Source organism: Salipiger sp. D13 (assembly GCF_003703915.1).
GTDB lineage: Bacteria > Pseudomonadota > Alphaproteobacteria > Rhodobacterales > Rhodobacteraceae > Salipiger > Salipiger profundus.
Genome location: NZ_RAPJ01000068.1, coordinates 1 through 21,197 on the forward strand (window position 1 = coordinate 1; position 21,197 = coordinate 21,197).

Consider the following 21,197-nt stretch of genomic DNA (forward strand, 5'->3'; position numbering starts at 1 on the left):
CGGCTCCGGCGTCGTCTCGAAAATCCTCGAGTGATGCGCTTGCGGTGACGGGTGGCGCGAGCTGCCCGACACTTGCCAGAGCTTACAGACAAGAAGAGCGGGCCCCGGGGCCCGCTCTTTCTTTTTGTCGACGTCGCCGCGTTGCGCGCGGGGCCTGTCCGCAAACTTTGAGGGGCGCCTGAACGGCGCCCCTGTGGTTCGTTCCGTATCCCCTCGGGGACCGGAAGAGAGCCCGGTGAGGGGCTCTTCTTCTGGAACCTTGCCTTACTGTGCGTAGTTCGCGATCATTGCCTGAGCGCGTGCCTTGGCGTTGGCTGCACCGTTCTCGGTCTGCACGACCTGGTACACGGCGACGGCTTCGGCATTGCTCAGGGCGGCGATGTTTGCGTTCGGAGCGATGCGCTCGAGCGCGGAACGTGCGTAGTCACCGGTGTTGGCGGTCTGTGCCGAAGCGGTACCGACGATTGCGGAAGCAGCGGTCAGGGCGGCGGCGGTAAGAACAACAAAGCGTTTCATGGTCATTTCCTTTTCGATGTCATGTCGCGCCAGCGGCGCGGTTATCAGTGTGTCCGTGTCGTCTGGACAAGCGAGATATCGTTACCCGACAGCGATTTAGCAAATCACGGGACGGCTCACGGTGCGTGTCGGATATGTGAACTTGAAAGTGACGGAGTGGCTTCTAAAGCTGCTTCACTGACCTGAAATGCGCCGCAAACATGCGATTTTCCGAGGCGATGGATCACGCAAATGAGAGCGCTGCGTGAGCTGTGCGCCAATTTTGTGTGTTTGTGGTTAGTTCAGACCTTTTGTGCTTTTTTGCACAGGTTCAAAATGCGGCCCGGCGCCCTTCGATCGGGCGCCTTGCCGGGCGCACGGCGGAGGCTATTCTTGCGACATGACAACGCTCGTACCCCTTCCTGACGACCTCATTCAGATGGCCTACACGCTCGACGGGCCGGACCACGGCAAGATGCTGAACGCGGCGGAAGCTCCGGCGCTCTTGCGCAGTGAAACCCTGGCCTGGGTTCATCTGAGGGCGCAGCACCCCGACACGCCGACCTGGATCATCGAGAACCTGTCCTATCTCGATCCAACGATCATCGACGCCCTCGTTGCGGAGGAGACGCGGCCCCGCGTCACGCGTGTGGGCGAGGGGCTGATCGTCATCCTCCGGGGGATCAACACGGTCGATGGAGAGGACCCCGAGGACATGATCTCGGTCCGCCTCTGGATCGATCCGAACCGCATCGTCAGCCTGTCACGGCGTCCGGTACGCGCAGTGGAGCAGATCGCCGAGCAGTTGTCTTGCGCGCAGGGGCCACGCGACTGTGCGGAATTTCTCGTGGAGCTTGTCGAACGGCTGACACAGAGGATCGAGAACTTCTGGACCGAGCTCGACGATGAAGCGGACGAAATGGAGGAGAGCGTGCTCGATGGCAGGGTAGGCGACGAGGTGCGTGGGCGTCTCGTCGAGGTGCGGCGCACCGCCATCATTCTGCGCCGCTACCTGCAGCCGCAGCGCGACGCCATGCGGATGTTGCAGGCGGCACATCCCCGCTGGCTCGAGGAAGACGACCTGCGGCACCTTGCGGAAGAACTGGATGCGCTCGAGCGCGTGGTCGAAGATGCGGATGCGATGCGCGAACGCATGGCGCTCGTCCGCGATGAACTGGCCGGTCAGCTGTCGGAGCGACTCAACAGGAACATGTACATGCTTTCGGTACTCTCGGCGCTGTTCCTGCCGCTGGGTTTCCTGACGGGGTTGTTCGGAATCAACCTCGCCGGAATGCCCGGAGCGAGCGATCCCTCCGCGTTCTGGATCTTCGTTGGCGCGCTATGTGCGGTCGTTGTCGTTCAGCTCGCAATTCTTCGCCGCCTGCGGTGGATCTGATCCGGTTTTCCTGCTTGCATTGCCGTCCGGCCTTCCTTAAACGAGGCCTCGGCCCTAGGGGTATAGCTCAGCTGGTAGAGCGACGGTCTCCAAAACCGTAGGTCGCGGGTTCGAACCCTGCTGCCCCTGCCAATTTCCGTAAAATTGAGAATAAAGCGGTTCGTCTCGGTGGCGGATACTTTTTGTGCGTTTCCTTCACGCACAAAAAAAGGACCGCGCAAAAGCGCGGCCCTTTCTCATCGCATGTCACGGAGCTTACGAGAGCACCATCTCGATGCGCGATTTCTGCTCTGCGTCGTCCTGGTAGCCGTAGAGCGCGGCACGGATCTGCTCAACCTGCTCACCGGTCAGCACGGTCAGGTCCGCCTCGGGGACAAGGTCCTGAACAGCGTTGACTTCAGCGTCGGTCAGTTGCGGCTGGAGGTCGCTCATGCTCTCCACGAGTTGCACACGCAGGTCGTCCATGTCACCGCCTTCGGTCACGAGCGCGGTGAGCTGCGCGATCTCGGCGTCGCTCATCTCGGCCAGGCGCCATGCCGGCACGTAGGCCGTCAGGTCGACGTCGCCGGTGGTCGCGGTGGTTTCAACGTCGGTGGCATCCTCGTTCGCGATCGTCTCGATGCGCTCGGCCTTGTCGTTGTCGCTCATGCCGCCGTTGGCGATGGCAAACATCTCGGAGACCTGGTCCTCGGTCAGCGTTTCGAAATTCGCTTCCGGGTAGTAGGTGGTGATTGCGTTCTTCTCGGCTTCGGTCGCCGCGATCGCACCGGTTGCAAGAACGGTCGACAGGGCGGTAATGGTAAGGAAGCGTTTCATGAAGATAATCCTTTCTTCGATCTTTAACTCAGAACTGTGCAGGGCGGTGCTGCCCTGCGCTTCTGGCCACACAACACCCGAAAGCGCGGCGTGGTTCCCGTCTGGGATTGCAGGAAAAACACCACGAAGTGATTGTCATGGCTCGGAAAAATGAAAACGTGCGCGTGAACGCCGAGCGCCACGATTGGTTGCCATGAAAATCATGCCGAATGCTCAGTTTTTCGTGATCCAAACGCGCGACGGCGCGAGCAGGCGTGACCTGTTCGTGATGCTGCCGGAGTTTTCGGGCGCGCCGCGGAAGGCTTGCCAGCGCTGCACGATCTGCGTATACGCCCCCGAAACCCGCACGAAACGGAAAGCGAGCCGAAATGGCCAATCCCATTCAGTTCATTCAGCAGACCCGCGCCGAGGTCTCCAAGATCGTCTGGCCGACGCGCCGCGAGGTCATCCTCACGACGATCACCGTCTTCATCATGGCGGCCCTCACGGCAGTGTTCTTCGCGCTGGTCGACATCCTGATCCGGAGCGGCCTGCAGGGCCTGCTGTCGTTCTTCGGCTGAACCCGGGCGTCACGGCGCCTCTGCCCCTTGAAATGAACAGGGCAGAGGGGTAGGGGACGTTCAGACTTTCCTCAGGCGGGCGTGCAGCGATTCGAGTTGCACGCCGGTTTTCGTTTGGGGCATGTGATGTTTCGAAGCGGCGCGAAGGCGTCGCACGAAACAGGAAATGACCGGCCAAGGCCGGCGAACGGTTTGAAGAGGGGCCAGATGGCGAAGCGGTGGTACTCGGTCAGCGTTCTGTCGAACTTCGAGAAGAAGATCGCGGAGCAGATCCGGCAATCTGTCGAAGAGCAGGGGCTGGAGGACCAGATCGACGAGGTTCTCGTTCCGACCGAAGAGGTCATCGAGGTGCGTCGCGGCAAGAAGGTGACCTCCGAGCGCCGCTTCATGCCGGGCTACGTGCTGGTTCACATGGAGATGTCGGACCGGGGGTATCACCTGGTCAACTCCATCAACCGCGTGACCGGCTTCCTCGGGCCGCAGGGCCGGCCGATGCCGATGCGTGACGCCGAGGTCGAGGCGATCCTCGGCCGCGTTCAGGAGAACGAAGAGGCGCCGCGCACGCTCATCCACTTCGAGGTGGGCGAGAAGGTCAAGGTCAACGATGGTCCCTTCGAGGGCTTCGACGGCATGGTCGAGGGTGTCGACGACGACAACCAGCGCCTGCGTGTGTCGGTGTCGATCTTCGGCCGGGAAACCCCGGTCGAGCTGGAATTCACCCAGGTCTCGAAGGAGGCCTGAGGCGAGGGGCGGGTCCGACCCGTCCTGCGGCCGAAGCGCCGCGCACACGTGGGAGGCAGGGTCATCGCGATGACCGGTCTGACCACGCAACATGGGCGGGGCAACCCGCCTGAACCGGCCCCGAGGACGCGTCCGAGGGGTGTTGAAAAAGGAGACAGCCGATGGCCAAGAAGCTTGCCGGCAAGATGAAGCTGCAGATCCCTGCAGGCAAAGCCAACCCGTCGCCGCCCGTGGGCCCCGCCCTGGGTCAGCGCGGCATCAACATCATGGAATTCTGCAAGGCGTTCAACGCCAAGACGCAGGAAATGGAGCCCGGCGCTCCGTGCCCGACCGAGATCACCTACTATCAGGACAAGTCCTTCACGATGGACATCAAGACGCCGCCCGCGTCTTACTACCTGAAGAAGGCTGCCGGCATGAAGCCCGTGGGCAAGCGCAACCGTCCCCGCGGTGCCGAGAACCCGGGCCGTGAGACCGTCGCTACCGTCACCACCAAGCAGGTGCGCGAGATCGCAGAGGCCAAGATGAAGGACCTCTCGGCCAACGATATCGAGTCGGCAATGCAGATCATCCTTGGCTCCGCCAAGTCCATGGGCATCGAGGTGAAGTAATGGCAAAGCTCGGAAAACGCACCCGCGCCGTCCGCGAAGCCTTCGCCGGCAAGGAAGACCTGACCGTCGAAGAAGCCGTCTCGCTGATCAAGTCGAACGCCAGCGCGAAATTCGACGAGACCGTCGAGATCGCCATGAACCTCGGCGTCGACACCCGTCACGCCGACCAGATGGTCCGTGGCGTGATCGGCCTGCCGAACGGCACCGGCAAGACCGTCCGCGTCGCCGTCTTCGCACGTGGTCCCAAGGCTGAAGAAGCCCAGGCCGCTGGCGCGGACATCGTCGGCGCCGAAGACCTGATGGAGACCATCCAGGGCGGCACCATCGAGTTCGATCGCTGCATCGCGACCCCGGACATGATGCCGGTCGTCGGCCGTCTCGGCAAGATCCTCGGCCCGCGCAACCTGATGCCGAACCCCAAGGTCGGCACGGTGACGATGGACGTGGCCCAGGCCGTCAAGGACGCCAAGGGTGGCCAGGTCCAGTTCCGCGCCGAAAAGGGCGGTGTGGTCCACGCCGGTGTCGGCAAGGTCTCGTTCGACGAGGCGAAGCTGGTCGAGAACATCCGTGCCTTCATCAGCGCGGTGTCCAAGGCCAAGCCGGCCGGTGCCAAGGGTACCTACATGAAGCGCATCTCGCTCAGCTCGACCATGGGCCCGGGCGTGACCGTCGACGTGGCGGCCGCTTCCGCCGAGTGATCCTCGGAACGACGTGATTTCGGAAAGGGCGGTCCCGAGGGGCCGCCCTTTCTGCGTTTATCGGTGGGCGCGCTCAATATCGTGCCGTCGATGCAAGTCGTTGCACGTGCCGTGCCATCCAGAACGCGGTTGGGCCGACGAGCATGGACAGCACGAATGCGATGGGCCAGGCCGTCGCAAATCGCAGCATCCACTGCGCCACCCAGCCGGGCGCGAACCCCGAGGGCAGGGCGGTGAAGGTGCCGGTCATCAGGAAGGCCATCATGCAGGAAATGAACACCTGAGCGAGAATGACGGTGATTTTCGTGGGTGGGGTCGGTGGCGGTCTCATGCCGTTGGTCTCCGTATGGTGTACGCGGGGATGCGGGGAAGACCGGGAAGCCTCGGATCCAGCGCAGCCCCGGCTTGATTGCAGGGTGCGCCGCGGGTTCGAGGATCGACTAACTCCCGCTTGCGGTGGAAGCGGGGGCCGGGATAACCGAACCGGCCAGACGTTTTTCGGCCTGCTCCGGGTAGGCCGGTTCCGGCCGCCGGTCAAGCGGCGGAAGGGCGCAGCGGGTGATCGTGCAGAAAAAGGGCTTGCATCAATTCGCCATGGAGCCTAAGAGGCCCTCCTGTCCGGCATGGCGCTTCGCGTTCCTGTCCGGACGATTCGTCCGAGACGGTGGGTTGGAGCAATCCAATAATTCCTGCCTGAGACGGGAAGAGACATACGTACCGGACTCTACGTGTTCCGGCGACGCGATGCGACGACCCGATTTCGGACCTTTGCGGCCGGGGAGACCCGGTCATAACGAGCCGGAGGGGTCGCCCCTCCATCAACTGGAGTAAAACTGTGGATAGAGCCCAGAAAGAGAAAGTGGTCGAGGAACTCGGCCAGATCTTCGAAAGCTCTGGCGTCGTGGTGGTTTCCCGCTACGAGGGTCTCACGGTTGCCGAGATGACGGACCTGCGGGCGCGCGCAAGCGCGGCCGAAAGCCAGGTTCGCGTCGCCAAGAACAGGCTCGCCAAGATCGCCCTCGAAGGAACGCCGAGCGCAAGCATCGCCGACTTCCTTGAAGGCATGACGGTTCTCACCTTCTCCGAAGACCCCGTGGCAGCAGCCAAGGTGGTCGAGGATTTCGCCAAGGACAACAAGAAGTTTGAAATCCTTGGCGGGACCATGGGCGGTGAGCACCTGGACCGGGCCGGTGTCGAGGCCGTGTCGAAAATGCCGTCGCGTGATGAACTCATCTCGCAGATCGTCGGCTGCATCGGCGCACCCGCATCGAACATCGCCGGCGCGATTGGCGCACCTGCTTCGAACATCGCTTCCATCCTTTCCACGATCGAGGAAAAGGCTGAAGCGGCGTAACGCGCAGTCAAGAGACACTCGTGGGGTTGCACAACCACACGTTGGAACACATCTAGAGATACGGAAAACGCAAAATGGCTGATCTTAAAGCACTTGCAGAGCAAATCGTCGGTCTGACGCTGCTCGAAGCCCAGGAACTGAAAACCATCCTCAAGGACGAGTACGGCATCGAGCCCGCATCCGGCGGCGCTGTCATGATGGCCGGCCCCGCAGGCGACGCCGGTGGCGAAGCCGCAGAGGAGCAGACCGAATTCGACGTGATCCTCAAGTCGGCAGGCGACAAGAAGATCAACGTGATCAAGGAAGTCCGCGGCATCACCGGCCTCGGCCTCAAGGAAGCCAAGGAGCTGGTGGAAGCCGGCGGCAAGGCGATCAAAGAGGGCGTCGCAAAGGACGAAGCCGAAGAGATCAAGAAGAAGCTCGAAGAAGCAGGCGCCGAAGTCGAGCTCAAGTAATCGCGTCCGGTGCGCTTGCACCATACGTGATCGCAATTCAGGCTGGGTCCGGGCTTTCCCGGGCCCAGCCGAACCCGTCTCAGAGAGGCCCTTTTTGCAAGGGCTTTTCTCAGGCGAGTTCCAAGGATCGGGAGGCCTCTGGTGGGACAGGGGCCAGGAATGGATCGGAACCGTCGTCTCGGATGGATGTGCCGCTGGTGCCCGACAGCGCGCATGTCCGGTGAGAAGCTGAAAAGGTGACAAACCTCATGGCGCAAAGTTTCCTTGGCCAGAAACGACTCCGCAAGTATTACGGCAAAATTCGCGAGGTTCTGGAGATGCCGAACCTCATCGAGGTTCAGAAAAGCTCCTACGAACTCTTCCTGAAATCCGGCGACCAGCTCGAGCCCATGGATGGCGAGGGCATCAAGGGCGTGTTCCAGTCGGTTTTCCCGATCAAGGACTTCAACGAGACCGCCGTTCTCGAGTTCGTGTCCTACGAGCTCGAAAAGCCCAAGTACGACACCGAAGAGTGCATGCAGCGCGACATGACCTACAGCGCTCCGCTGAAGGTCACGCTGCGCCTCATCGTCTTCGACATCGACGAGGACACCGGCGCCAAGTCGGTGAAGGACATCAAGGAACAGGACGTGTTCATGGGCGACATGCCGCTCATGACTCCGAACGGGACGTTCATCGTGAACGGCACCGAGCGCGTCATCGTGTCCCAGATGCACCGGTCTCCGGGCGTCTTCTTCGACCACGACAAAGGCAAGACCCACAGCTCGGGCAAGCTGCTCTTCGCCTGCCGCATCATCCCCTACCGCGGCTCGTGGCTCGATTTCGAATTCGACGCCAAGGACATCGTCTTCGCGCGCATCGACCGTCGCCGGAAGCTGCCGGTGACCACGCTCCTCTACGCTCTTGGTCTCGACCAGGAAGCGATCATGGACGCCTACTACAACACGGTCGACTACACGCTGCGCCGTGGCGAAGGCTGGGTGACCAAGTTCTTCCCCGAGCGTGTGCGCGGCACACGCCCGACCTATGACCTCGTCGACGCGGACTCCGGCGAGGTGATCGCCGAGGCGACCAAGAAGATCACGCCGCGCGCGGTCAAGAAGCTCATCGACGAAGGCCAGGTGAAGAACCTGCTGGTGCCGTTCGAGCAGATCGTCGGCAAGTTTGTCGCGAAGGACATCATCAACGAGGAAACCGGCGCCATCTACGTGGAAGCCGGCGACGAGCTGACCTGGACCGTCGACAAGGACGGCGAGGTCACCGGCGGCACCCTCAAGGAACTGGTCGACGCGGGCATCACCGACATCCCGGTTCTCGACATCGACAACATCTCCGTGGGTCCGTACATGCGGAACACCATGGCGCAGGACAAGAACATGGACCGCAACAGCGCGCTCATGGACATCTACCGCGTCATGCGTCCGGGCGAGCCGCCCACCGTGGAGGCTGCCTCGGCCCTGTTCGACACCCTGTTCTTCGACTCCGAGCGTTACGACCTCTCGGCCGTCGGCCGGGTGAAGATGAACATGCGTCTCGCGCTCGAGAAGCCCGACACCCAGCGGACGCTGGACCGTGACGACATCGTCAAGTGCATCAAGGCGCTGGTCGAGCTGCGCGACGGCCGTGGCGAAGTGGACGACATCGACCACCTCGGCAACCGTCGTGTCCGTTCCGTCGGCGAGCTGATGGAAAACCAGTATCGCGTCGGCCTGCTCCGCATGGAGCGCGCCATCAAGGAGCGCATGTCGTCGGTCGAGATCGACACCGTCATGCCGCAGGACCTGATCAACGCGAAGCCGGCGGCGGCTGCGGTCCGCGAATTCTTCGGCTCGTCGCAGCTGTCGCAGTTCATGGACCAGACCAACCCGCTGTCGGAAGTGACGCACAAGCGTCGCCTGTCGGCCCTCGGGCCCGGCGGTCTGACCCGCGAGCGTGCCGGCTTCGAGGTGCGCGACGTTCACCCGACGCACTACGGCCGTATGTGCCCGATCGAGACGCCGGAAGGCCCGAACATCGGTCTCATCAACTCGCTGGCGACCTTCGCCCGCGTCAACAAGTACGGCTTCATCGAGACCCCTTACCGGGTGGTGAAGGACAAGCAGGTCACCGACGAGGTGCACTACATGTCCGCCACCGAGGAGATGCGCCACACCGTCGCCCAGGCGAACGCCAACATCGACGATGGCGGCATGTTCGTGAACGAGATGGTCAACACCCGCCAGTCGGGTGACTACACGCTCGCGCCCGCCGAGAGCGTCGACCTGATCGACGTCTCGCCGAAGCAGCTGGTCTCGGTCGGTGCCTCGCTCATCCCGTTCCTCGAGAACGACGACGCCAACCGCGCACTGATGGGCGCGAACATGCAGCGCCAGGCCGTGCCGACGCTGCGCTCGGAAGCCCCGCTCGTGGGCACCGGCATCGAGGGCAAGGTTGCCATCGACTCCGGCGCTGCGATCCAGGCGACCCGCGCCGGCATCGTCGACCAGGTGGACGCGCAGCGGATCGTGATCCGCGCGACCGAGGATCTCGAGCTCGGCGACGCCGGGGTCGACATCTACCGGATGCGCAAGTTCCAGCGCTCGAACCAGAACACCTGCATCAACCAGAAACCCCTGGTTAAGGTGGGCGACACGGTTCAGAAGGGCGAAGTGGTTGCAGACGGCCCGTCGACGGACATGGGGGAACTGGCGCTCGGCAAGAACGTCATCGTCGCCTTCATGCCGTGGAACGGCTACAACTACGAGGACTCGATCCTGATCTCCGAGCGGATCGCCAAGGATGACGTGTTCACCTCCGTCCACATCGAGGAATTCGAAGTGGCGGCGCGCGACACCAAGCTTGGGCCGGAAGAGATCACCCGCGACATTCCGAACGTCGGCGAGGAAGCCCTGCGCAACCTCGACGAAGCCGGTATCGTGTATATCGGTGCGGACGTGGAGCCGGGCGACATCCTCGTGGGCAAGATCACCCCCAAGGGCGAAAGCCCGATGACGCCGGAAGAAAAGCTTCTGCGCGCCATCTTCGGTGAAAAGGCCAGCGACGTGCGCGACACCTCGCTGCGGGTGAAGCCGGGCGACTACGGCACCGTGGTCGAAGTCCGCGTCTTCAACCGTCACGGCGTCGAAAAGGACGAACGTGCGCTGCAGATCGAGCGTGAAGAGGTCGAGCGCCTCGCCCGTGACCGGGACGACGAGCTCGCCATCCTCGACCGCAACATCTACGCGCGTCTGCGTGACCTGATCCTCGGCAAGACCGCCGTGAAGGGCCCGCGTGGCGTGAAGCCGAACTCGGAGATCACCGAGGAGCTGCTCGAGACTCTGAGCCGCGGCCAGTGGTGGCAGCTGGCGCTTGCCGAAGAGCAGGACGCCCAGATCGTCGAGGCGCTGCACGAGCAGTACGAGGCGCAGAAGCGGACCCTGGATGCACGCTTCGAGGACAAGGTCGAGAAAGTCCGTCGTGGCGACGACCTGCCGCCGGGCGTGATGAAGATGGTCAAGGTGTTCGTCGCGGTGAAGCGCAAGCTGCAGCCGGGCGACAAGATGGCCGGCCGTCACGGCAACAAGGGCGTCATCAGCCGCGTGGTTCCCGAAGAGGACATGCCGTTCCTCGAGGACGGCACGCCGGTCGACTTCTGCCTCAACCCGCTGGGCGTGCCGTCGCGCATGAACGTCGGGCAGATCCTCGAGACCCACATGGGCTGGGCATCGCGTGGCCTCGGCATCAAGATCGACGAGGCGCTGCAGGACTATCGCCGCTCGGGTGACCTCACCCCGGTGCGCGAAGCCATGCGCATTGCCTACGGCGACGAGGTCTACGGCGAGGGCATCGAGGACATGGACGAAGGTCAGCTCGTGGAAGCGGCCGGCAACGTCACCCGTGGCGTTCCGATCGCGACCCCGGTCTTCGACGGTGCCAAGGAAGCCGACATCAACGACGCGCTGTCGCGTGCCGGCTTCGATACGTCCGCCCAGTCGCGCCTCTTCGACGGCCGCACCGGCGAGGAATTCGCGCGGAAGGTGACCGTCGGCGTGAAGTACCTGCTGAAGCTGCACCACCTTGTCGACGACAAGATCCACGCACGTTCGACCGGCCCGTACTCGCTCGTCACCCAGCAGCCGCTCGGTGGTAAGGCGCAGTTCGGTGGCCAGCGTTTCGGGGAGATGGAGGTCTGGGCCCTGGAAGCCTATGGCGCCGCCTACACCCTGCAGGAAATGCTGACCGTGAAGTCGGACGACGTGGCGGGCCGGACCAAGGTCTACGAAAGCATCGTCAAGGGCGAGGACAACTACGAGGCGGGCGTTCCCGAGAGCTTCAACGTGCTCGTTAAGGAAGTCCGCGGCCTCGGCCTGAACATGGAACTCCTGGACGCGGAGGATGAGGAGTAACGAAGAATTTTCGCCCGAAAATTCTTTCGCCCGGGATTTTTCGACCAGAAAAATCCCGGGCCTCTCCCGACGCACCCTGATGCAAAGGTTTTGACATGAACCAGGAACTGACGAACAACCCGTTCAACCCGCTGACTCCGCCCAAGGTCTTCGACGAGATCAAGGTCTCGCTCGCGTCCCCGGAGCGGATCCTCAGCTGGTCCTACGGTGAGATCAAGAAGCCCGAGACGATCAACTACCGCACGTTCAAGCCCGAGCGTGACGGCCTGTTCTGCGCGCGCATCTTCGGTCCGATCAAGGACTACGAGTGCCTGTGCGGCAAGTACAAGCGCATGAAGTATCGCGGTGTCGTCTGCGAGAAATGCGGCGTGGAAGTCACGCTGCAGAAGGTTCGCCGCGAGCGCATGGGCCACATCGAGCTGGCCGCGCCCTGCGCCCACATCTGGTTCCTCAAGTCGTTGCCCTCGCGCATCGGCCTGATGCTGGACATGACGCTGCGCGACCTCGAGCGGGTTCTGTACTTCGAGAACTACGTGGTGATCGAGCCGGGTCTCACCGACCTGACCTACGGCCAGATGCTCACCGAGGAAGAGTTCCTCGATGCGCAGGACCAGTACGGCATGGACGCCTTCACCGCCAACATCGGCGCCGAGGCGATCCGCGAGATGCTCGCTGCCATCGACCTCGAGGCCGAGGCCGAGAACCTGCGCGCCGACCTCAAGGAGGCCACCGGCGAGCTGAAGCCCAAGAAGATCATCAAGCGCCTCAAGGTGGTGGAATCCTTCCTCGAGTCGGGCAACCGCCCCGAGTGGATGATCCTCACGGTGGTGCCGGTCATCCCGCCGGAACTGCGCCCGCTGGTTCCGCTGGACGGCGGCCGCTTCGCGACCTCCGACCTGAACGACCTGTATCGCCGCGTGATCAACCGGAACAACCGCCTCAAGCGGCTGATCGAGCTGCGCGCGCCGGACATCATCGTCCGCAACGAAAAGCGGATGCTGCAGGAAGCCGTCGACGCCCTGTTCGACAACGGCCGCCGTGGCCGCGTCATCACCGGCGCCAACAAGCGTCCGCTGAAGTCGCTGTCCGACATGCTCAAGGGCAAGCAGGGCCGCTTCCGTCAGAACCTTCTCGGCAAGCGCGTGGACTTCTCGGGCCGTTCGGTCATCGTGACCGGACCGGAACTCAAGCTGCACCAGTGCGGCCTGCCCAAGAAGATGGCGCTCGAGCTGTTCAAGCCGTTCATCTACTCGCGGCTCGAGGCCAAGGGCCTGAGCTCGACGGTGAAGCAGGCGAAGAAGCTGGTCGAAAAGGAACGTCCCGAGGTCTGGGATATCCTCGACGAGGTCATCCGCGAGCACCCGGTTCTGCTGAACCGCGCGCCCACGCTGCACCGTCTCGGCATCCAGGCGTTCGAGCCCCAGCTCATCGAGGGCAAGGCGATCCAGCTGCACCCGCTCGTCTGCTCGGCGTTCAACGCCGACTTCGACGGTGACCAGATGGCCGTGCACGTCCCGCTGAGCCTCGAGGCGCAGCTGGAAGCGCGGGTCCTGATGATGTCGACGAACAACGTGCTGTCGCCCGCGAACGGCAGCCCGATCATCGTGCCGTCGCAGGACATGATTCTCGGTCTCTACTACCTCACGATCGACCGTGAGGGCATGAAGGGCGAGGGGATGACCTTCTCCTCGATCGAGGAAGTCGAGCACGCGCTTACCGCCGGCGAGGTGCACCTGCACTCGCGCATCAAGTGCCGTGTGAAGCAGATCGACGAGACCGGCCAGGAAGTGGTTCGCCTGTTCGACACGACCCCGGGCCGCGTGCGCCTCGGTGCGTTGCTGCCGATGAACGCCAAGGCACCGTTCGACCTCGTGAACACGCTGCTGCGGAAGAAGGACGTCCAGCGCGTCATCGACACCGTCTACCGCTACTGCGGGCAGAAGGAGTCGGTCATCTTCTGTGACCAGATCATGTCGATGGGCTTCAAGGAGGCCTTCAAGGCCGGCATCTCGTTCGGCAAGGACGACATGGTCATCCCGCACAACAAGTGGGAGCTGGTCGAGGAGACCCGCGAGCAGGTCAAGGACTTCGAACAGCAGTACATGGACGGCCTGATCACCCAGGGTGAGAAGTACAACAAGGTCGTGGACGCCTGGTCGAAGTGCAACGACAAGGTCACCGACGCCATGATGAACACGATCTCGGCGCCCAAGCGCGACGAGCTCGGGGCCGAGATGGAACCCAACTCGGTCTACATGATGGCGCACTCCGGTGCTCGTGGCTCGGTCACGCAGATGAAGCAGCTGGGCGGGATGCGCGGCTTGATGGCGAAGCCGAACGGCGACATCATCGAGACGCCGATCATCTCGAACTTCAAGGAAGGTCTGACCGTTCTTGAATACTTCAACTCGACCCACGGCGCCCGTAAGGGTCTGTCGGACACCGCTCTGAAGACGGCGAACTCGGGCTACCTGACCCGTCGTCTGGTGGACGTCGCGCAGGACTGCATCGTGCGCCAGCACGACTGCGGCACCGACCGCGCGATCACCGCGGAAGCGGCGGTCAACGATGGCGAGGTCGTGGCATCGCTCGGCGAGCGTGTGCTGGGCCGTGTCGCGGCCGAGGACATCATGGTGCCGGGCACCGACGACGTGCTGATCCGCGAGGGGCAGCTCATCGACGAGCGCATGGCCGATGCCATCGAGGACGCCGCGGTGCAGACCGCGCGCATCCGCAGCCCGCTGACCTGCGAGGCCGAAGAGGGCGTCTGCGCCATGTGCTACGGTCGTGACCTGGCACGCGGCACGATGGTGAACACCGGCGAGGCCGTGGGCATCATCGCGGCGCAGTCGATCGGTGAGCCGGGCACGCAGCTGACGATGCGGACCTTCCACATCGGCGGCGTCGCGCAGGGTGGTCAGCAGTCGTTCCTCGAAGCCAGCCAAGAGGGCATCATCGCGTTCGAAAGCGCGTCGACCCTCGAGAACGCGGCGGGCGAGATCCTGGTGATGGGCCGCAACATGAAGCTCATCATCAAGGGCGAGGACGGGGCCGAGCGTGCCAGCCACAAGCTGGGTTACGGCACGAAGCTCTTCGTCAAGGAGGGTGACACCGTCGCGCGCGGCGCCAAGCTGTTCGAGTGGGACCCCTACACGCTGCCCATCATCGCCGAGGCGGATGGTGTCGCCAAGCACGTCGACCTGCTTCAGGGTGTGGCCGTGCGCGACGAGACCGACGATGCCACCGGCATGACCCAGAAGATCGTGATCGACTGGCGGGCCGCGCCCAAGGGCAACGAGCTCAAGCCCGAGATCATCCTGATGGACGAGGACGGCGAACCGGTTCGCAACGCGGCCGGCAACCCGATCACCTACCCGATGTCGGTGGATGCGATCCTCTCCTGCGAGGATGGCCAACCGGTCAAGGCCGGTGACGTGGTCGCGCGGATCCCGCGTGAAGGTGCGAAGACGAAGGACATTACCGGTGGTCTGCCGCGTGTGGCCGAACTCTTCGAGGCACGCCGTCCCAAGGACCACGCCATCATCGCCGAGATCGACGGCTACGTGCGCTTCGGGAAGGACTACAAGAACAAGCGCCGCATCGCGATCGAGCCCGCGGACGACAGCCTCGAGACCAAGGAATACATGATCCCGAAAGGGAAGCACATTCCTGTGGCCGAAGGGGACTACGTCCAGAAGGGCGACTACATCATGGACGGTAACCCGGCACCGCACGACATCCTCGCCATCATGGGGATCGAGGCGCTGGCGAACTACATGATCGACGAGGTGCAGGACGTGTATCGACTGCAGGGCGTGAAGATCAATGACAAGCACGTCGAGGTCATCGTCCGGCAGATGCTGCAGAAGTGGGAGATCACCGACAGCGGCGATACGACCCTTCTCAAGGGCGAGCACGTCGACAAGGCCGAGTTCGATGCCGCGAACGACAAGGCGATCAAGAAGGGTGGCCGTCCGGCAGAGGGCGAACCGATCCTTCTCGGGATCACCAAGGCGTCGCTGCAGACCCGCTCCTTCATCTCGGCGGCCTCCTTCCAGGAGACCACCCGGGTGCTCACCGAAGCCTCGGTGCAGGGCAAGAAGGACAAGCTTGTCGGCCTCAAGGAGAACGTCATCGTCGGCCGCCTCATCCCGGCGGGTACCGGTGGCGCGACCCAGCGGGTGCGCAAGATCGCGACCGACCGCGACACCAAGGTCATCGACGTCAAGCGCGCCGAGGCCGAGGCTGCGGCCCAGCTCGCCGCTCCGGAGGCCGATGCCTCGGGCAGCGACGTGATCGGTGGCGACGAGTTCGACTCGCTGGTCGTGGATACGCCGGAAAGCCGCGAATAAGGTCGCCGGCCTTTCCATGAAAATCGAAAGCGCCCCCGCAGAAATGCGGGGGCGTTTTTCTTGTGGAAGAGCGTTTGGCACGTCCCCGGCCAACTGCACCACATCATATGTGGGCGAATGAACGGGCTTGGCCCCTCGGCGCAGCAGGGCTAACGATTGTGCCATGAAGACACGGTCCGACAACGCGCAGGGCGCGCTCCTGATGATGGCGTCCATGGCGTCCTTCACCTTCAACGACGCCTGTATCAAGGCGATCGGCGAGGCCATGCCGCTGCCGCAGATCCTGGTCCTGCGCGGCAGTCTCGCGAGCGCGTTCATCGCGTTGCTCGCCTGGCGCCTCGGGTCGCTCCGGGCGTCGCTGCCGGCCGGGGACCGGCGACTGGTCCTGATGCGTGCCGCGGCCGAGGTCGGGGGCACGTTCTTCTTCCTGACCGCCCTGCGGCACATGCCGCTCGCCAATGTCACCGCGCTGCTTCAGATGCTGCCGCTGACGCTCGCGCTCGGCTCTGCCGTCTTCTTCGCGGAGCCGGTCGGCTGGCGGCGCTGGGTCGCCATCGGGCTGGGGTTCGTCGGGATGCTTCTCATCGTCCGCCCCGGCACCGAGGGCTTCTCACTTTACTCGGTTTATGCGCTCGTGGCGGTGGCATGCGTGACCATGCGGGACCTCGTGACCCGCCGGATGTCGGCAGTGACGCCATCGCTGATGGTCACGCTGGTCTCGTCTCTCGCGGTGGTGCTCTTCGGCGCCGTGACGTCGGTGGGCGAGAGTTGGGTGCCGCTGACACCCACGCTCGCGGCGCTGATCGCAGGGTCGGCGGTCTTCGTGATCTCGGGATACACGCTGTCGGTGCTGGTCATGCGCAAGGGCGACGTGAGCTTCATCGCGCCGTTCCGCTACACCGGCCTGATCTGGGCGCTGCTGCTCGGCGCTCTGGTCTTCGGCGACTGGCCGGTGCCGCTGACCCTGTGCGGTGCGGCGCTGATCGTGGCGACCGGCTCCTATACGCTCTGGCGGGAAAGCCAGCTGCGGCGCCGCGCCATGGCTCAGGCGAAGATGCGCCGGACCTGATCCGCGTCGATCGCGAAACGCTCGCGCAACAGCGCCTCGGCGGTCGTGTCGAGGCGGGGCAGGGCGGCTGGTTTCACGTGTGACTTCTGGCGCGAGTCGTTGTGGTCGTTGTGCCCCCGGACATACATCGGACGGTCGGTGAATGTGACGGTGGGCATGAAGCGCAGGATCTTGTTGTGCCCGAAGTTCATGATGGTCTGCTTCACGCCGGGCTTCACCGCCATCGCCTGCGCGACGCCCCAGAACGGCGTGACGGTTTCCTCGCCGCAGAGCCCCTCGGCGTCGGGTCGGGCCACGTAGCCGCGGTTCCAGTCGTAGCCCACGAGCCGGTGTTTCGCGCGCAGCGCCGAGGTGTCGAGCGCGGCTTCCCGCAGGGTCTCGACGAAGTCGACGGCGACGGCGTCGTCATCGTCGTGGCGGAACTGCAGGCAGGGGCGGTCCATGTCGCGGGCGGCGTTGATGACCTCCTGGCAGACCGCCCTGTGCGGCCCGGGGGGACGGCTTACGACCCGTGCCTGCGGGAGGTCCGACAGCAGCGCTTCGAGCCGGTCGCGGTAGCGGGCGGGCAGGGAGGTTCCGGTGAGCACGAGGAAGACAAAGTCCCGGTCGGTCTGGGCGCGCAGCCCGGGCAGGCAGATCGCCTCGAAATGGCGGAACCGCTCCTCCAGCCGGGCCGGGGCATAGAGATACGCCTCGCGTGCCGTGGTGTCGTCATGTTCGACCTGGAAACCGCCCTGAGCCGGGTAGGAAAAGCGGCAGAACCCGATGACTTGCATTGCCGCGCCTCCTCTGGAAAACAGGCACCTCATGCATTGCACCGCCGTCAGTTCGAGACAAGGGGCGGCTCATGTTGACAAGCCCCGCGACTCCCCCTATACGCGCCATCAATTCGCCGAAGGCCTTAGTGCGTCCGGCGTGTTCTACAGTACTAAAGCGGTCAAGATCCGGGCCCTGTGCCCCGATCCTCTGGACACCCACCGCGTCGTTCCTTGCGAGGAACGGAGCGGTGCTTTGCGTCGTCTCTGGCCGCCGGCAAGAGAAGATGCTCGCCGGTGACCTGCGGACGCGCAGGGCGCCTTGAAAATGAACCCGCACGGGAACCCCCGTGCAGCACATATGTGAGAAACACGGGGAAAGAGACCCAATGCCCACGATCCAGCAGCTGATCCGCAAGCCGCGGCAGCCCAAAGTCAAGCGTTCGAAGTCGATGCACCTGCAGGAATGCCCGCAGAAGCGTGGCGTCTGCACGCGCGTTTACACCACCACCCCGAAGAAGCCGAACTCGGCTATGCGTAAGGTCGCCAAGGTGCGCCTGACCAACGGCTTCGAGGTGATCAGCTACATTCCCGGCGAAAGCCACAACCTGCAGGAGCACTCGGTCGTGCTCATCCGTGGCGGCCGTGTGAAAGACCTTCCCGGCGTTCGCTACCACATCCTGCGCGGTGTGCTGGATACGCAGGGCGTCAAGGATCGGAAGCAGCGCCGCTCGAAGTATGGCGCGAAGCGTCCCAAGTAAGAGGATACGGAAATGTCTCGTCGTCACGCTGCAGAGAAGCGCGAAGTCCTGCCCGACGCCAAGTATGGCGATGTCGTGCTGACCAAATTCATGAACAACCTGATGGTCGACGGTAAGAAGTCGGTCGCAGAAAAGATCGTCTACAACGCGCTGGACCGCGTCGAAGGCAAGGTGAAGCGCGCGCCCGTGGAAGTGTTCCACGAAGCGCTCGACAACATCAAGCCGGCCGTCGAAGTCCGGTCGCGCCGTGTGGGTGGTGCCACCTACCAGGTGCCCGTCGAAGTGCGCCCCGAGCGTCGTGAAGCGCTGGCCATCCGCTGGCTCATCACCGCGTCGCGTTCGCGCAACGAGAACACGATGGAAGAGCGTCTTGCGGGCGAGCTCATCGATGCCGTCCAGTCGCGCGGTTCCGCCGTGAAGAAGCGCGAAGACACCCACAAGATGGCCGACGCCAACAAGGCGTTCAGCCACTACCGCTGGTAAGCCCAGGAAAGGCAGTCCATCATGGCACGCGATTACCCCCTCGAGCGTTACCGCAACTTCGGGATCATGGCCCACATCGACGCGGGCAAGACCACGACCACGGAACGCATCCTCTTCTACACCGGCCGGTCGCACAAGATCGGCGAAGTCCACGACGGCGCCGCCACGATGGACTGGATGGAGCAGGAGCAGGAACGCGGCATCACCATCACCTCGGCCGCCACGACCACCTTCTGGCAGTGGCAGGAAGATCCGACCGCCGAGGGTACGGATGACACCAAGTTCCGCTACAACATCATCGACACGCCCGGCCACGTCGACTTCACCATCGAAGTCGAGCGTTCGCTGGCCGTGCTCGACGGTGCCGTGGCGCTGCTCGACGGCAACGCCGGTGTCGAGCCGCAGACCGAAACGGTTTGGCGTCAGGCCGACCGCTACAAGGTTCCGCGTCTCGTCTTCGTGAACAAGATGGACAAGATCGGCGCCGACTTCTTCAACTGCGTCGAGATGATCAAGGACCGCACCGGTGCGATCCCGGTTCCGGTCAACTTCCCGATCGGTGCCGAGGACAAGCTCGAAGGCATCGTCGACCTCGTCACGATGGAAGAGTGGGTCTGGAAGGGTGAAGACCTGGGTGCCTCCTGGGTGCGCCAGCCGATCCGTGACGACCTGAAGGACCTCGCCGACGAGTGGCGCTCGCACCTGATCGAGCACGCGGTCGAGCAGGACGACGACGCGATGGAGGCCTACCTCGAGGGCGAAGAGCCCGACATCGCGACGCTGCGCAAGCTCATCCGCAAGGGTACGCTGTCGCTGTCCTTCGTGCCGGTTCTGGGTGGCTCCGCGTTCAAGAACAAGGGCGTCCAGCCGCTGCTCAACGCCGTGGTCGACTTCCTGCCGAGCCCGCTCGACGTGCCGCCCTACATGGGCTTCTCGCCGGACGACGAGACCGAGACCCGCAACATCGCGCGCCGTCCCGGTGACGAAGAGCCGTTCGCCGGCCTCGCGTTCAAGATCATGAACGACCCGTTCGTCGGCTCGCTGACGTTCACCCGCGTCTACTCGGGCATCCTCGAGAAGGGCGGCTCGGTCATGAACTCGACGAAGGGCAAGAAAGAGCGCATCGGTCGTATGATGATGATGCACTCGAACTCGCGCGAAGAGATCGATTGGGCCGGTTCCGGCGACATCATCGCCATCGCGGGCCTGAAAGAGACCACCACGGGTGACACGCTCTGCGACTCGAACAAGCAGGTTGTCCTGGAAACCATGACCTTCCCCGATCCGGTCATCGAGATCGCGGTCGAGCCGAAAACCAAGGCCGACCAGGAGAAGATGTCGCAGGGTCTCCAGCGTCTTGCCGCCGAGGACCCGTCCTTCAAGGTCGAAACCGATCTCGAGTCGGGCCAGACCATCATGAAGGGCATGGGCGAACTTCACCTCGACATCCTCGTCGACCGCCTCAAGCGGGAGTTCAAGGTCGAGGCGAACATCGGCGCGCCGCAGGTGGCTTACCGCGAGACCATCGGTCACGAGATCGAGCACACCTACACCCACAAGAAGCAGTCGGGTGGTTCGGGTCAGTTCGCAGAGGTCAAGCTGGTCATCAGCCCCACAGAGCCGGGCGAAGGCTACTCGTTCGAGAGCAAGATCGTCGGCGGTGCCGTGCCCAAGGAATACATCCCGGGCGTGGAAAAGGGGATCAAGTCGGTGATGGACTCCGGTCCGCTCGCGGGCTTCCCGGTGATCGACTTCAAGGTCGCGCTGATCGACGGCAAGTACCACGACGTGGACTCCTCGGTTCTTGCGTTCGAGATCGCGTCGCGGATGGCCATGCGTGAAGGTCTTCGCAAGGCTGGCGCCAAGCTGCTCGAGCCGATGATGAAGGTCGAGGTGGTGACTCCGGAAGAGTACACCGGTTCGATCATCGGCGACCTGACCTCGCGTCGTGGTCAGGTGTCGGGTCAGGAACCGCGCGGCAACGCCGTGGCGATCCAGGCCTTCGTGCCGCTGGCGAACATGTTCGGCTACATCAACAACCTGCGTTCGATGTCCTCGGGCCGCGCGCAGTTCACGATGCAGTTCGACCACTACGATCCGGTTCCGCAGAACATCTCGGACGAGATCCAGGCGAAATACGCTTAAGCCGGGTGGCGGGGGAAACCCCGCCCTACCCACCACCGTAGGGTGGGGTTTCCCCCCACCATCCGACAGAAAAAGGAGCCTATAGCATGGCAAAGGAAAAGTTTGAGCGCGGCAAACCGCA

17 protein-coding genes and 1 tRNA gene are annotated in these 21,197 nt (G+C 63.6%); 14 read left to right on the top strand and 4 right to left on the bottom strand.

Features of this window, described 5'->3' with window-relative positions; genetic code table 11:
* Positions 1-264: 264 nt before the first annotated feature.
* Positions 265-516, bottom strand: a complete 252-nt coding sequence (locus D6860_RS24510; protein ID WP_076623406.1) for a hypothetical protein — start codon at positions 514-516, stop codon at positions 265-267.
* Positions 517-895: 379 nt separating this feature from the next.
* On the opposite strand from D6860_RS24510, the gene D6860_RS24515 reads away from it, so the two are divergent.
* Positions 896-1,891: a zinc transporter ZntB gene (locus D6860_RS24515; RefSeq protein ID WP_083697793.1), complete on the top strand. Its 996-nt coding sequence runs from the start codon at positions 896-898 to the stop codon at positions 1,889-1,891.
* Positions 1,892-1,947: 56 nt separating this feature from the next.
* Positions 1,948-2,023: transfer RNA gene (locus D6860_RS24520), tRNA-Trp, on the top strand.
* Positions 2,024-2,146: 123 nt separating this feature from the next.
* Here the strand turns inward: D6860_RS24520 and D6860_RS24525 are convergent.
* Entirely contained in the window at positions 2,147-2,707 is a 561-nt protein-coding gene (locus tag D6860_RS24525; protein WP_017467695.1) for a hypothetical protein, read from the bottom strand.
* 368 nt (positions 2,708-3,075) lie between these two features.
* Here D6860_RS24525 and secE point away from each other — a divergent pair, with 368 nt between their 5' ends.
* The 4 genes from secE (at position 3,076) to rplA (ending at position 5,317) form a co-directional block, all read left to right on the top strand.
* Positions 3,076-3,267, top strand: a complete 192-nt coding sequence (gene secE, locus D6860_RS24530; RefSeq protein ID WP_076623407.1) for a preprotein translocase subunit SecE — start codon at positions 3,076-3,078, stop codon at positions 3,265-3,267.
* A gap of 207 nt (positions 3,268-3,474) precedes the next feature.
* A complete protein-coding gene (gene nusG, locus D6860_RS24535) occupies positions 3,475-4,008 on the top strand; it encodes a transcription termination/antitermination protein NusG (protein WP_017468080.1) in 534 nt (177 codons plus the stop codon).
* A gap of 161 nt (positions 4,009-4,169) precedes the next feature.
* Positions 4,170-4,619 (top strand): 50S ribosomal protein L11, encoded by a 450-nt coding sequence (gene rplK / locus D6860_RS24540; RefSeq protein ID WP_017468081.1) that lies wholly within the window; start codon positions 4,170-4,172, stop codon positions 4,617-4,619.
* Positions 4,619-5,317 (top strand): 50S ribosomal protein L1, encoded by a 699-nt coding sequence (gene rplA, locus D6860_RS24545; RefSeq protein ID WP_076623408.1) that lies wholly within the window; start codon positions 4,619-4,621, stop codon positions 5,315-5,317. Before rplK ends, rplA begins: the two co-directional genes overlap by 1 nt.
* A gap of 73 nt (positions 5,318-5,390) precedes the next feature.
* On the opposite strand, the gene D6860_RS24550 is transcribed toward rplA, so the two are convergent.
* On the bottom strand, positions 5,391-5,648 hold the full coding sequence (locus tag D6860_RS24550; RefSeq protein ID WP_076623409.1) for a DUF2798 domain-containing protein: 258 nt from the start codon (positions 5,646-5,648) through the stop codon (positions 5,391-5,393).
* A 504-nt stretch (positions 5,649-6,152) separates the two neighbouring features.
* Between D6860_RS24550 and rplJ the strand changes: the two genes are divergently transcribed.
* The 5 genes from rplJ to D6860_RS24575 all read left to right on the top strand — a co-directional run bounded on the left by rplJ (position 6,153) and on the right by D6860_RS24575 (position 16,932).
* Positions 6,153-6,671, top strand: a complete 519-nt coding sequence (rplJ, locus tag D6860_RS24555; RefSeq protein WP_076623410.1) for a 50S ribosomal protein L10 — start codon at positions 6,153-6,155, stop codon at positions 6,669-6,671.
* 74 nt (positions 6,672-6,745) lie between these two features.
* A complete protein-coding gene (rplL, locus tag D6860_RS24560; protein WP_017467267.1) occupies positions 6,746-7,126 on the top strand; it encodes a 50S ribosomal protein L7/L12 in 381 nt (126 codons plus the stop codon).
* A 248-nt stretch (positions 7,127-7,374) separates the two neighbouring features.
* Positions 7,375-11,511 carry a DNA-directed RNA polymerase subunit beta gene (gene rpoB, locus D6860_RS24565; protein WP_076623411.1) on the top strand — a complete coding sequence of 1,379 codons (4,137 nt, stop codon included), beginning with the start codon at positions 7,375-7,377 and terminating at the stop codon, positions 11,509-11,511.
* Positions 11,512-11,606: 95 nt separating this feature from the next.
* Positions 11,607-15,863 carry a DNA-directed RNA polymerase subunit beta' gene (rpoC, locus tag D6860_RS24570; RefSeq protein ID WP_076623412.1) on the top strand — a complete coding sequence of 1,419 codons (4,257 nt, stop codon included), beginning with the start codon at positions 11,607-11,609 and terminating at the stop codon, positions 15,861-15,863.
* A gap of 163 nt (positions 15,864-16,026) precedes the next feature.
* Entirely contained in the window at positions 16,027-16,932 is a 906-nt protein-coding gene (locus D6860_RS24575) for a DMT family transporter (protein ID WP_017467996.1), read from the top strand.
* Here the strand turns inward: D6860_RS24575 and D6860_RS24580 are convergent.
* Positions 16,908-17,708: a putative rhamnosyl transferase gene (locus D6860_RS24580; RefSeq protein WP_017467995.1), complete on the bottom strand. Its 801-nt coding sequence runs from the start codon at positions 17,706-17,708 to the stop codon at positions 16,908-16,910. The two genes, D6860_RS24575 and D6860_RS24580, sit on opposite strands and share 25 nt — an antisense overlap.
* A 368-nt stretch (positions 17,709-18,076) precedes the next feature.
* On the opposite strand from D6860_RS24580, the gene rpsL reads away from it, so the two are divergent.
* From rpsL to fusA, 3 genes are read left to right on the top strand one after another with little or no spacing between them, the layout of a single operon-like run.
* Positions 18,077-18,448 carry a 30S ribosomal protein S12 gene (gene rpsL, locus D6860_RS24585; protein WP_007118826.1) on the top strand — a complete coding sequence of 124 codons (372 nt, stop codon included), beginning with the start codon at positions 18,077-18,079 and terminating at the stop codon, positions 18,446-18,448.
* Between the two features lie 12 nt (positions 18,449-18,460).
* Positions 18,461-18,931, top strand: a complete 471-nt coding sequence (rpsG, locus tag D6860_RS24590; RefSeq protein WP_076623413.1) for a 30S ribosomal protein S7 — start codon at positions 18,461-18,463, stop codon at positions 18,929-18,931.
* Between the two features lie 21 nt (positions 18,932-18,952).
* On the top strand, positions 18,953-21,076 hold the full coding sequence (fusA, locus tag D6860_RS24595) for an elongation factor G (RefSeq protein ID WP_076623414.1): 2,124 nt from the start codon (positions 18,953-18,955) through the stop codon (positions 21,074-21,076).
* Positions 21,077-21,197 lie beyond the last annotated feature (121 nt).